We start from the raw sequence: 12,198 nt of genomic DNA, 5'->3' as shown, positions 1-12,198 counted from the left end.
TAAAAAGGTTCCCTCATGTTAAAACAAACCTTGCTCTATACTGGTAAAGCAAAATCTGTATATGAAACAGACAATGCCGACCATCTGATTTTAGTCTTTCGTGATGATGCCTCTGCGTTCAACGGCGAAAAAATCGAACAACTAGATCGTAAAGGCAAGGTGAACAACCGTTTTAACGCCTTCATCATGGAAAAACTTGCTGCTGCGGGTATTGAAACGCATTTTGAAAAATTGCTTTCTCCAACTGAAGTGCTTGTTAAAAAACTTCAAATGATTCCAGTTGAATGTGTAATTCGTAACTACGCAGCTGGTTCTCTATGCCGTCGCTTAGGTGTAGAAGAAGGTAAAGAGTTAACTCCTCCTACATTTGAATTGTTCTATAAAGATGACGGTCTAGGCGACCCAATGGTTAACGAATCTCAAGCGATTGCTTTAGGTTGGGCGACTGCTGAACAGTTAGAACAAATGAAAGTTTTAACTTATAAAGTAAACGATGTATTAAAAGCATTATTTGCTGAAGGCAACATGATTTTGGTGGACTTCAAGCTTGAATTCGGTGTTTTCCATGACCGCATCGTGCTTGGTGATGAGTTCTCTCCAGACGGCTGCCGTTTATGGGATAAAGACTCTAAGAAGAAACTCGACAAAGACCGTTTCCGTCAAGGGTTAGGCGGTGTTGTTGAAGCTTATGAAGAAGTTGCTGCTCGTTTAGGCGTAGATTTATCTGACATCTAATCAGTAAAACTTCATAAAAAAACCGGGCCAAAGCCCGGTTTTTTATATTCAGCGCCATGCGCCCCAAACAATGTAGACAGATTTGTCTATTTCAATAAATTAACACTTGCATAAGCTTAATTTAAAACACTAAAATCTAAAAAAACACAAAGCACTTCACAATAATTAAATTTAAAAACTCGGATGAACCTATGGAATTATCTAAGCTTGAAAAGAGATTAATGAATCATCCAATCCATTTTGGTGAAAATCCATTGGTCTTATTAAACAACTTTAGCACTTCTGCCTTAAAACAAGGATGGAGCGAAGCTGAGGTAGAAACCGTCATTTCTGAAGCTTCTCAAGGCGACTATATGGCACTCATCCGTACTTTAAGAGCTTATACTTTTCTTTGATTTTGTGATTGATGATCCAGCCATTGTGCATTCAATTTATAAAAAAACACATAAAGCTGTTATGAATAGACTAGATTTATCCTGAACACTGCCTTAACAATAAATAAAACAATAAATATAAGATATTTATACAGTGAGGAGTAAACCTGATGGACCATGAAATAGAGGAAAAGAAAGTCGAGAAAACTTTAAGCTGGCGTGAAAAAATGGCAGTCGAAGAACATGAGAAACTGTCACCCCGTCTGGTTTATGAAATTATCCGCCGTGATGGTGCCGAAGAGCTTGATCGTCCAACAACTGCATTGATCTTTTCAGGGATTGCCGCGGGTTTAGTCATCAGTTTTTCATTTGTATTTAAAGCGATTATTGCTGCTTATCTCCCAGCTGATGCAGTCTGGACCGATTTAATCACTAATGTTGGTTATACCATTGGGTTCTTGATCGCTATTTTGAGTCACATGCAACTCTTTACCGAGAATACTATCACCACAGTTGTGCCTTTATTTAATCCCTTTACTTTCGATAAATTACGAGCAGTGGGCCGCTTATGGGGCATTGTGATTCTATGCAACATCATTGGAACAGCTTTGGCGAGTTTATTTTTCCTAACTACTCACCTGTTTACGCCAGATATTGATAAAGCACTAGATGAACTCGCACATCATGTGGGTTCCTTTTCTGCAACCCAGAATCTGCTCAAAGGCATTATGTCAGGGCTGTTAATTGCTGCATTGGTCTGGATGTTGCCTTCAGTCAGTAATAAGTTTCTGCTCATCTTTTTTATGACGTATTTGATAGGACTGGGTGACTTTACCCATGTAGTAGTTGGTTCTACAGAAATGTCCTATCTAGTCTGGCAAGGAGAAGCCTCTATTAGTAAGTATCTGTTTACTTTCCTCGTCCCCACCACCATTGGTAATATTATTGGCGGTACAGGTGTGTTCACGCTACTGATTTATGGTCAAGTCACTGAAGAGCTGGAATAGCATAAAGCAGGAACTATTGTTCCTGCTGCCATCTGCGTTGCTGTAAGCGCTCACCTTCAACCTCACGCTTATTTCTTGCAGACTCATAGAGTTTGGTCCCTTTTAACTCAGGCGGCAAATAGTCTTGCAGCACAAAGTGCTCAGGGTAATCATGAGGATAGAGATAATTAATTCCATAGCCTTGCTGTTTCATAAGCTTGGTCGGCGCATTTCTCAAATGTAAAGGCACAGGTAAATTTGCTGTTTTTTCAGCAAGTTCAAGAGCCTTATTAATCGCTAAATAAGTACTATTACTTTTTGCACTCGTTGCTAGGTAAACTGCTGTTTGGCCTAGAATAATTCGAGCCTCAGGCATACCTACCGCTTGTACAGAGCGGAAACACTCACCTGCAAGCAATAGTGCATTTGGATTGGAGTTTCCAATGTCTTCTGAGGCGGCAATCAGCATACGTCTTGCAATAAAAACTGGATCTTCTCCGCCTTTAAGCATACGAGCCATCCAATATAGAGTTGCATCTGGATCACTGCCGCGAATTGATTTAATAAAGGCAGAAACAAGGTCGTAATGCTGCTCGCCAGATTTGTCATAACGCGCAATATTTTGCTGAGCGACTTTTACCACAACCGCATTAGTAATCGTGTTTTCAACTTCGGGTTCAAAAGTACTTGCGATCAAGTCCAGTAAATTAAGCGCTTTACGTGCATCACCTGCTGCAAACTGAATCAGCGCATCATATTCTTCTATATGAATGTAACGTTCTTTTAAGAATCTATCGCTTTGAAGTGCATTGTTGAGTAGTGTCTGAATTGCCTCACTGTCTAAACTATTTAAAGTATAGACCTGACAACGTGATAAAAGCGCGCTATTCACCTCAAAAGATGGATTTTCAGTTGTCGCACCAATTAAGGTAATTTTGCCTTTTTCAACTGCACCCAATAAAGCATCTTGCTGTGATTTATTAAAACGATGAATTTCATCAATAAAAACTACAGGTGTCAGTAAATCACCACTTTCTGCAATCACTTCACGTAATTCTTTTACGCCCGTATTCAGCGCAGACAAGCTCACAAATGGACGGTCTATCGCCTGTGCCAAAAGTAAAGCAATCGTTGTTTTACCAACGCCTGGTGGTCCCCAAAAAATAATAGAAGGCAAATGTCCCTGATCAATCATTTGACGTAAGGGCGCATGTTCACCTAATAAATGATCTTGCCCAATAATTTCAGACAAGTCTCTTGGGCGCAGGCGTTCGGGAAGTGGAATATGGGTGTCTGACATCTCAAATGGCTTTATCGTCTTTTCACTATAGTCTATTGTGTCTCACAGAAATCTACAATTTGAATCTATGAGACACGTTCTTTATTTACAGGCTCTTGCTTAGCATTAAGAGGGTTTCTTACTCAGCTTAAGTAAACGCGCATTTGGGCCGTCTTCAATGACCCAAATCGAGCCGTCTTGTGCTTCATGCAATCCACGAATACGTTTTTTCATATCCAATCTTTGCACTTCTTTCACGGGCTTATGTTGTAAATCCACCACAATAATCGCTTCGGAAGATAACCCGCCAATTAAGGCTTTATTTTGCCATGCAGGAAATTGCTGACCACGATAAATGATCATACTCGATGGAGAGATAACAGGAGTCCAGTCAATTTCTGGTGCTTTAAACTCTGGCCGAGTGTGATGATCTGGAATATGCTGGCCCGAATAATGATCTCCATTTGAAACGATTGGATAACCATAATTTTCACCTTTGGTAATAATATTAAGCTCATCACCACCTTTAGGCCCCATTTCAACTACCCACAACTGTCCTTGGCGGTCAAAAGCCATACCTAACGGGTTACGGTGTCCCAGTGACCATATTTCAGCAGTGACCCCGCCTTGCTTATAAAAAGGGTTACCTACAGCCGCGGTGCCATCCTCATTTAAACGCAAGATTTTACCTAAGTTACTTTTCATGTTTTGGGCAGGATCAAACTTTTGTCGCTCACCTGAACTGACCCACAGCTTACCATCTGTACCAAAAAGCATTCGATGTCCGTAATGGCCTTGTCCTGAAACTTTGGGTACTTGCTGCCAAATCTGCTTTATCTCGTTAAGTTTTGGCTGATTAGGATGAAATAAATCTAGTTTCGCACGTGAAATCACTGCCCCAGATCCACCCTGTCCTTTCGTAGCATAGCTGAGATAAACCCAGTGATTCTTGGCAAAGTCAGGGTGTAAAATGACATCTCCTAAACCACCCTGTCCTCCATAGTTCACCGCTGGAACACCTTGCACATCCAACATTTGCTTATTTTTTGGGTTAAAAATTTTTAATTTACCTTGCCGTTCAGTCACTAATAAACGCTGATCAGGCAGACTGGTCACAGCCCAAGGCTCATTAAAGTGTGAAACTGCTTCAACCTGATAAGTTTGTTTGATGGCAACAGACTGATCTGCTTTTGCAGTCGTATTTTGTTCAGGATTTTTTGAATTGGTATTATTAGACCCACAGGCCATTAACAAAAAAAAGCTACTACATAATAAGGGGGCTGCTAATCGTCTCATCATTTTTATCTCCTTTTGTTTTTATTGTTATATTACGGAGATGAGCAAAAAAATTACGATAAAAGTGTTACTTTATTATACGCTGTAATCAAACATTCTCATTTAAGACTAAATTAGCGCACCCACCGCACAATATAATCTTCAAGATCATCTTCATGGATATCAACTTCAGAAATACAACGTCCTGCAACTGACTTTTTCGCTTTAACCACGCTTTGTCTCGAACCCGTATTTAAATAATGCCAAGAAGGTAAATTCTTGCCTTCATTCAATCGCTTATAGGCACAGCTTGAAGGCAACCAGTGGATTGTTTTTAAAGACTCTACCGTTAATTGTAGGCAGTCAGGTACTTGCTGCTGACGATTTGGATAGTCCGTGCAACGCCCTGTACCACAATCAAGTAACTTACAGGCCACTTTGGTATAAGCCACCTCATGTGTATCTTCATCTTCTAGTTTTACCAGACAGCATAAACCACAGCCATCACATAAAGCTTCCCACTCAGCCTGAGTCAGTTGCTCTAACGGATAGTTTTTCCAAAAGAGTGGTCGAAGTGAGGTCTCGGTAGACATAATCTTTTAACAGCTGATGAGATAAAATGATGTATCAGTATAGCATTGAAGTGGTCTGTACTAAAAAAGAAGCTTTATTTATGACATCACAAAATGATTGTTTAATATACATTTCAACCACATAAACGACACATTCCGAGTAAAAAACACGCTATATAGTTAAATGACAATGAAAAATAAGGAGGACAGCATTATGTTCCGTTGGGCGATAATTTTTGCAGTAATTGCACTCATTGCCAGTCTATTAGGGTTTGGTGGTGTTGCAGGGCTATCTAAAGACTTTGCCGTGATTTTATTAGTTGTAGCTGTAATTCTAGCTGTAATTGGGTTCATTTCTCGAGGCCGAACTTAATTTAATCATGATCACATAAAAAGAAGGAACTGGTTTCCTTCTTTTTTATTGCTTATAACTTTGTATCTTTTTCTTTTGATGTAGATTTTTACATAGTTATTTATTTTAGTTCTTAATTTTTATGCTTTAATCAAGCGTATTTAAATCGATTTAAATTTCAGGATTAATGTCATGAGTACTGCAATTAAAACCCGTGAAATTCAATATACTGCACCAGACGGTAGCCATTTAATTGGTTACTTTGCGGCTCCAGATAGCGAAACACCTGTTGCGGGTGTGATTGTTGCTCCTGAGTGGTGGGGACGTAACGAATATACAGAGCAACGCGCACGTGAACTTGCTGAACACGGCTATGCTGCGCTTGCAATTGATATGTATGGTGATAAAAAAGTTACAACCACCGCAGCTCAAGCCTATGAATGGATGATGCAGACATTTGAAGAGTTAGACACGGTGACTGATCGTGCCAATGCTGGGCTTCAAACTTTAGCTGCTCAACCGGAAGTAAACAGTGAAAAAATTGCCGCTGTCGGTTACTGCTATGGTGGTAAAGTCGTATTAGATCTTGCGCGTTCAGGTGCTCCACTAAAAGCAACTGCAACTTTCCATGGCACATTAACGCCTAAAGCTCCTGCTCAAAAAGGCGACATTCAAGGTGAAGTTTTAGTTCTACATGGTGAATTAGACAGTATGGTCACCTTAGAAGATATTGCTAATTTCGAAAAAGAGATGCAAGCTGCTGAGGTTAAACACGAAGTAGTGGTTTTAGAAGGTGCTAAACATGGCTTTAGTAACCCGCTTGCCGATGAAAGAGCTAAAGCGAACGGTGTGGACCTTGGCTACAATAGCGAAGCGGAAAAACAAGGCCTTGCTAAAATGTACGCTTTATTAGATCGTACTCTAAAATAAAAGAAGCAAATTTGGAGCAAATGGTTTTTTTGCATTTGCTCCCTTAAATGTTTATGACTTTGCAATATTTTTACTGTATTTTTTAAACCATACTTCAATAACTATACTCCCGTTGAGCTAGAGCAAAGCCTAGTCTTATTTCCCGCACTCGGGGTTTAATGGAATAACATGAGAGGATACAACAATGACTGACAAGAAATGTCCGTATTGCGAATTTGATGAATATGACATCATTGATAAGAATGAATTTGCCGTAATTTTGCCTGATTCTAACCCGTTATCTAAAGGCCACTGTGTAGTAACACCACTGCGCCATGTTAGTTCTTTTTTTGACATTACGTCTAAAGAACATCAAGGCTTGCTTACACTTCTTGAAATTGCCCGTCATGAAACCCAGCTTCGTCATCAACCAGATGGCTTTCATATTGGCTTTAATGATGGTGAAGTTTTTGGAAAAACTTCAGATCATTTCCACATTCATGTCATTCCTTACTATAAAAACCAGCCGTTGAAACTAGATCAACTTTGGGGTGTACAAAAGGATTAATTCTTTTTACCCATAGAACAGGGACTACATTTTTGATGTAGTCCCTGTTTTTATATGTCCATTTTCTTCGTTTTCTTTAAACAAAATTTCATCTAAATTTCAGCTATAATTTAGCCCTTACTTCTCTTCTATAGCTGTTCATGCCTGAATTTTCTTTTTCTGATGCCCTCTTAAACTGGTTCGATCAACATGGTCGTCACGATTTGCCTTGGCAAGTTGCCAATGATCCATACAAAGTTTGGGTTTCTGAAATTATGCTACAACAGACTCAGGTAAAAACAGTTCTGCAATATTTTGATCGCTTTATGGAGCGCTTCCCGACTGTAGAAGCTTTAGGTCATGCAACTTGGGATGAAGTAGCACCTTATTGGGCTGGCCTCGGTTACTACGCTCGTGCCCGCAATTTGCATAAAGCGGCTGGTCTTGTCACGCAGCAAGGTAAATTTCCTGAAACGCTAGAAGAATGGATTGCACTACCTGGCATTGGTCGCTCTACCGCAGGCGCGCTCATGTCTTTAGGTTTACGTCAGTACGGCGTCATTATGGATGGCAACGTGAAACGCGTTTTAGCTCGCTTCTTTGCCATTGAAGATGACTTAAGCAAACCACAACACGAGCGTGAAATGTGGAAACTGGCTGAAGAGCTTTGCCCTACACATCGCAATCATGACTACACTCAAGCGATTATGGATCTCGGCGCAACCATTTGTACGCCTAAAAAACCGCTATGTTTATATTGTCCAATGCAAGCTCATTGTCAGGCTTATCAGCAAGGTTTAGAACAAGAGTTACCTTTTAAAAAGCCGAAAAAAACACCGCCTGTAAAAACAGCAGATGTTCTTATTATTCAGTGCGAAGATGAATGGTTCTGGCAACAACGTCAAGCTCATGGTCTATGGGGCGGTTTATTCTGTTTACCTATTTTAGAAAATGAACATGAACGACTGAGCTTAAGCCAACAATTTAAACTACAGCCTCAAGCACAAACTTTTCAGATCAGCCATAGTTTCACTCATTTCACATGGTTACTTAATGCTCACGTGTTCCACGTGGAACCTGATCAAAAAGAACATCTGGCTATTGAACTTGAAGGTCAATGGTTGAGTCAAGAACAAGCCATTGCCAAAGGTGTTCCAACCGCTATGAAAAAATTGATCTCGACAAGCCGTTCATGACATAGTGAGTAAAATAATTTTGATATGGCTGTGACAGGGAGTATTTTGTGCGACGTTTTGTTTCTCATTTCTCACTTGGTTTTCTGATTATTCTATTGGCTGCCTGTGCCAGTGCACCTAAAAAACCTGCCCCACTTCCACCTGCTCAAGTCATCAAACTCAAAAGTATGCAGCTTCCAAGTCGACTACCTGTACCTGTAAAAGGTATTGACCGTGATGAGTTAAAAGACACATGGGGAGCTGCTCGGAGTCAGGGCCGTAGTCACGAAGGAATTGATATTTTGGCTCCACGTGGAACCAAAGTGTACAGTGCAACCGAAGGTCTCGTTGCAGATCTTCGCAATAACAACTTAGGTGGCAAAGTCATCTGGATTTTAGGTCCAGCCGGGACATGGCATTATTATGCTCATCTTGATGGTCACAAACGTGGCTTAAATGTGGGTGACTATGTCAAAAAGGGCGACCTCATTGGCTATGTCGGCAATACGGGCAATGCACGTTATACTTCACCTCATCTTCATTATGGTCTTTACTTAGATGGTAAAGGTCGTGGTGCTGTTAATCCTTATTCATATTTACGCTAGGAACATTTTATGTCGGAAGCGCTGATCAATCGCTTAGTAGAGTTTGCCGAGTCTGGCAACCAGCAAAAGATCGTTTTAAATGGCAATAGCTATCAAGGCTGGATCATGGAAATCAGCGATGATGCCCTACTGATCAGTACCGGTTTTTCAGACAAAGTTGGCAAAGACTTTTGGCTAAAGTTTGAAGACTTAACACAAGCAGAACTGTATTATTGGGATACTCGCCCGAATGAATGGGTGTTATTTAAACTTTAAAATTCTAAGATAAATATAAGGAGCATTATCATGAAAACTCAACGTTGCGGATGGTGTTCCGACGATCCACTCTATATTGCTTACCATGATGAAGAATGGGGTAAACCTGAACACGACGAAGCACGATTATTTGAAATGCTCTGTCTTGAAGGTCAGCAAGCAGGCCTCTCATGGATTACCGTACTGAAAAAAAGAGAAAGCTATCGTCAGCATTTTTTTAATCATCCGATTGCAGACATTGCTTCATTTACAGATGATTTTCTAGAACTAAAATTATCCGATGCTGGCTTAATTCGTCACTTGGGTAAACTCAAAGCCATTCGTGATAATGCTATTGCTTGGCAAGCGCTCAAAGTACAAGTCGGTGATGTTCCTACATGGCTTTGGCAGTTTGTAGATGCAGCTCCACAAAACAATGATGTTGTAGATTATCGTAAGGCCCCTGCTCAAACCGAACTGAGCGTAAAACTTTCCAAAACTCTTAAAAAGAATGGTTTCAAATTTGTTGGTCCAACCACTTGCTATGCTTTTATGCAGGCAGTAGGCATGGTCGATGATCATGAAAACGATTGTCAATTTAAAGCTTCATAACCCACCAGAACGGTTCAAAGCCGCTTAAGGAGTTTCCGATGAGCAATAATACGATTCAAGCTTATGCTGCAATGCAGGCAGGTGAAAAACTGGTTCCCTATCAATTTGACGCAGGTGAATTACAACCGCATCAGGTTGAGGTAAAAGTTGAATATTGTGGTTTATGTCATTCTGATATTTCTGTTTTAAACAATGAATGGCGTTCAACCGTGTACCCTGTGGTTGCAGGTCATGAAATTATTGGACGAATTGTTGCTTTGGGCTCAGAAGCCAAAGGTCTACAAATCGGGCAACGTGTCGGTATTGGTTGGACAGCTGAAAGTTGCCAAGCCTGTGATGAATGTATTGGTGGTCAGCAAGTACTGTGTACAGGTGGAAATGTTGCAACAATCGTAGGACATGCGGGTGGCTTTGCCGATAAAGTTCGCGCAGGTTGGCAGTGGGCTATTCCCCTCCCTGAAGATTTAGACGCTGAAAGTGCAGGCCCTTTACTTTGCGGCGGAATTACCGTTTTTGATCCACTACTCAAACACAAAATTCAGGCAACGCATCATGTCGGTGTAATTGGCATTGGTGGTTTAGGCCATATAGCCATTAAGCTACTTAAAGCATGGGGCTGTGAAATCACTGCTTTTAGTTCTAACCCAGATAAAACGGAAGAACTCAAAGCAATGGGAGCCGACCATGTGGTAAATAGTCGCGATACAGCGGCAGTAAAAGCTCAAAAAGGTAAATTCGATTTATTGCTGAGTACCGTGAATGTGACTCTAAATTGGTCTGCTTTTATTGCAACACTGGCACCAAACGGAACCTTACATTTCTTAGGCCTTACGCTTGAGCCTGTTCCTGTTTCTGTTGGCTCTCTTATTGGTGGTGCTAAGTCAGTGACTGGTTCACCTACGGGCTCACCTGCTGCACTACGTCAGCTTTTAAAGTTTGCTGCACGTAAAAAAATTGCGCCTCAAATTGAGCTATTTCCGATGTCACAGCTCAATGAAGCAATTGAGCGTCTACACTCAGGGCAGGCACGCTACCGCATTGTGCTTAAGGCAGACTTTGCAGAATAAGACTAACTCGCTGTTTTAATCTGTTGCCGTGACCAGTTCGCTAAGTCTTTAATTGCTTGGCGGACATCTGCTGTTAGCTCATGACCTGCATTTAAACGAATAAAATGCCGATAGCGTTCATCCTCACCAAAAACATGACCGGGAACTACAGTAATTCCGTGAGATTTTGCAGTGTAATAGAGCGCCAAACTATCTACAGTTTTAGTTAACTGCATCCATAAAGCATAACCACCTTCTGGTTGACTCAGTGCAATTGGAATACCTTCAAATGCATTTAAAATACAACTACGATACTCCTCGACTTGCCGCATCAAATTCGGTCTTAACTGCTCTAAATGCTCCCTATAACCACGACTATAAATAAAATCAGCTAGACCTAATTGTAGCGGTGTATTGACCCCAATATTACTGGCTAACAGCTCAAGCCTTAAATGTTCTAACTTTGTTGTTAAACAGAACCATCCTACGCGATACGCACTCGATAACGACTTAGAAACCGATCCACACCAAATCACATAGCCTTCACGGTCCCAATAGCGTATAGGTAATGGTCGCTCACCGCTGTAACCACACTCTCCATAAATATCATCTTCGATAATAAAGCACTGATACTTTGCTGCTAATTCGGCAATCTTTTGTTTTTCTGTATTACTTAAACAGTATCCCAATGGATTTTGATAGTTGGCTGTCATTAAGCAAACTTTAGCCAAACCTTGCTTCATAAATGATTCTAAGCGCTCAAGATCGATACCACGATGATGCGCTGGAATTTCAATAATCTGTCGTTTTAAACTTGCTATAAGCTGTAGTTGTCCATTAAAAGTAGGTGTCGGGATTAAAATACTATCGCCTACTTCTGTTAGATGTTGAATCACCAAAGACAAAGCAGGCATGCAGCCATTGGTAATAAAAATATCTTCTGCCGCGATAAAAATCCCATCTTCACGCCAATGATCAGATAACGCTTTTCTTAATTGCTCATGCCCTTGTTTATTACAATAAAGAAAGTCTTGAGGCTGACAATTTTTTAAAGCCCGTTGTATAGAACGACGTAAACCTTCCACAGGAATAAAATGAGGCGTTAACTGAATAGAGCCTAATGGTACAAGATGGCTTTGTAAGGCAGCTTCCTGAATTTGATTATGCAATTCCAGATTTGAAACTTGTCGAGGTAAAGACAAGAAATCTGGACTTTCAGGAATGGGGCCCGATTGTGCACGAGCAACTACAAAATAACCTGACTTCGGCTTTACATAAATAAGCCCCCTCGCCTCAAGTAACTCATAACAACTTTTTGCTGTACTTAAACTAATGCTGTGCTGACGAGCAAAATCTCGTAAAGAAATAAGTTTCTGGTGAGGTTTAAGCTCATCTTGATAAATACGATGCGCTAATTGATTGGCAAGAACCTGATATTGGAAGGTCATTCTGTGCTGCTTTTTTAAAAATTTCTGTATCTGTACTGGTTTATAGAAC

Annotated in this window: 15 protein-coding genes; 11 read left to right on the top strand and 4 right to left on the bottom strand. The window is 40.6% G+C overall.

Annotated features, from left to right (window positions below):
- Positions 1–15: 15 nt before the first annotated feature.
- From purC to KIP84_RS00285, 3 genes are all read left to right on the top strand, one after another.
- The gene (purC, locus tag KIP84_RS00295) at positions 16–735 is read left to right on the top strand and encodes a phosphoribosylaminoimidazolesuccinocarboxamide synthase (protein ID WP_002119240.1); all 720 of its coding nucleotides are present in this window, start codon (positions 16–18) and stop codon (positions 733–735) included.
- Between the two features lie 191 nt (positions 736–926).
- Complete coding sequence (locus KIP84_RS00290; protein ID WP_032036259.1) at positions 927–1,130, top strand: hypothetical protein; 204 nt, start codon at positions 927–929, stop codon at positions 1,128–1,130.
- Positions 1,131–1,279: 149 nt separating this feature from the next.
- Positions 1,280–2,116, top strand: coding sequence for a formate/nitrite transporter family protein (locus KIP84_RS00285; protein ID WP_057085416.1), 837 nt, complete (start codon positions 1,280–1,282; stop codon positions 2,114–2,116).
- 13 nt (positions 2,117–2,129) lie between these two features.
- Here KIP84_RS00285 and KIP84_RS00280 read toward each other — a convergent pair whose 3' ends face one another.
- The 3 genes from KIP84_RS00280 to KIP84_RS00270 form a co-directional block, all read right to left on the bottom strand.
- The gene (locus tag KIP84_RS00280; RefSeq protein WP_032057143.1) at positions 2,130–3,395 is read right to left on the bottom strand and encodes a replication-associated recombination protein A; all 1,266 of its coding nucleotides are present in this window, start codon (positions 3,393–3,395) and stop codon (positions 2,130–2,132) included.
- Between the two features lie 105 nt (positions 3,396–3,500).
- Positions 3,501–4,673, bottom strand: coding sequence for a PQQ-dependent sugar dehydrogenase (locus tag KIP84_RS00275; protein ID WP_213689103.1), 1,173 nt, complete (start codon positions 4,671–4,673; stop codon positions 3,501–3,503).
- A 110-nt stretch (positions 4,674–4,783) separates the two neighbouring features.
- Positions 4,784–5,242: a YcgN family cysteine cluster protein gene (locus tag KIP84_RS00270; RefSeq protein ID WP_213689102.1), complete on the bottom strand. Its 459-nt coding sequence runs from the start codon at positions 5,240–5,242 to the stop codon at positions 4,784–4,786.
- Positions 5,243–5,435: 193 nt separating this feature from the next.
- Here KIP84_RS00270 and KIP84_RS00265 point away from each other — a divergent pair, with 193 nt between their 5' ends.
- The 8 genes from KIP84_RS00265 to KIP84_RS00230 all read left to right on the top strand — a co-directional run bounded on the left by KIP84_RS00265 (position 5,436) and on the right by KIP84_RS00230 (position 10,722).
- A complete protein-coding gene (locus KIP84_RS00265; protein ID WP_002053759.1) occupies positions 5,436–5,594 on the top strand; it encodes a DUF1328 domain-containing protein in 159 nt (52 codons plus the stop codon).
- A 171-nt stretch (positions 5,595–5,765) separates the two neighbouring features.
- Positions 5,766–6,503, top strand: coding sequence for a dienelactone hydrolase family protein (locus KIP84_RS00260; RefSeq protein ID WP_213689101.1), 738 nt, complete (start codon positions 5,766–5,768; stop codon positions 6,501–6,503).
- A 184-nt stretch (positions 6,504–6,687) separates the two neighbouring features.
- Entirely contained in the window at positions 6,688–7,050 is a 363-nt protein-coding gene (locus tag KIP84_RS00255; RefSeq protein ID WP_002119132.1) for an HIT family protein, read from the top strand.
- 140 nt (positions 7,051–7,190) lie between these two features.
- Positions 7,191–8,225, top strand: coding sequence for an A/G-specific adenine glycosylase (gene mutY / locus KIP84_RS00250; protein WP_002119190.1), 1,035 nt, complete (start codon positions 7,191–7,193; stop codon positions 8,223–8,225).
- Between the two features lie 47 nt (positions 8,226–8,272).
- A complete protein-coding gene (locus KIP84_RS00245; RefSeq protein WP_002119177.1) occupies positions 8,273–8,809 on the top strand; it encodes a M23 family metallopeptidase in 537 nt (178 codons plus the stop codon).
- A gap of 9 nt (positions 8,810–8,818) precedes the next feature.
- Positions 8,819–9,064: a hypothetical protein gene (locus KIP84_RS00240; protein ID WP_005066589.1), complete on the top strand. Its 246-nt coding sequence runs from the start codon at positions 8,819–8,821 to the stop codon at positions 9,062–9,064.
- A 30-nt stretch (positions 9,065–9,094) separates the two neighbouring features.
- Positions 9,095–9,655, top strand: a complete 561-nt coding sequence (locus KIP84_RS00235; RefSeq protein WP_151282522.1) for a DNA-3-methyladenine glycosylase I — start codon at positions 9,095–9,097, stop codon at positions 9,653–9,655.
- 38 nt (positions 9,656–9,693) lie between these two features.
- Positions 9,694–10,722, top strand: a complete 1,029-nt coding sequence (locus tag KIP84_RS00230; RefSeq protein ID WP_170247953.1) for an NAD(P)-dependent alcohol dehydrogenase — start codon at positions 9,694–9,696, stop codon at positions 10,720–10,722.
- A gap of 2 nt (positions 10,723–10,724) precedes the next feature.
- Here KIP84_RS00230 and KIP84_RS00225 read toward each other — a convergent pair whose 3' ends face one another.
- Positions 10,725–12,149: a PLP-dependent aminotransferase family protein gene (locus KIP84_RS00225; protein WP_213689100.1), complete on the bottom strand. Its 1,425-nt coding sequence runs from the start codon at positions 12,147–12,149 to the stop codon at positions 10,725–10,727.
- Positions 12,150–12,198 lie beyond the last annotated feature (49 nt).

This window comes from Acinetobacter sp. BHS4, assembly GCF_018454425.1.
Taxonomy (GTDB): Bacteria; Pseudomonadota; Gammaproteobacteria; order Pseudomonadales; family Moraxellaceae; genus Acinetobacter; species Acinetobacter pittii.
The sequence above is the reverse complement of the archived record's forward strand: the minus strand, read 5'-3'. Positions and strand labels throughout refer to the sequence as shown.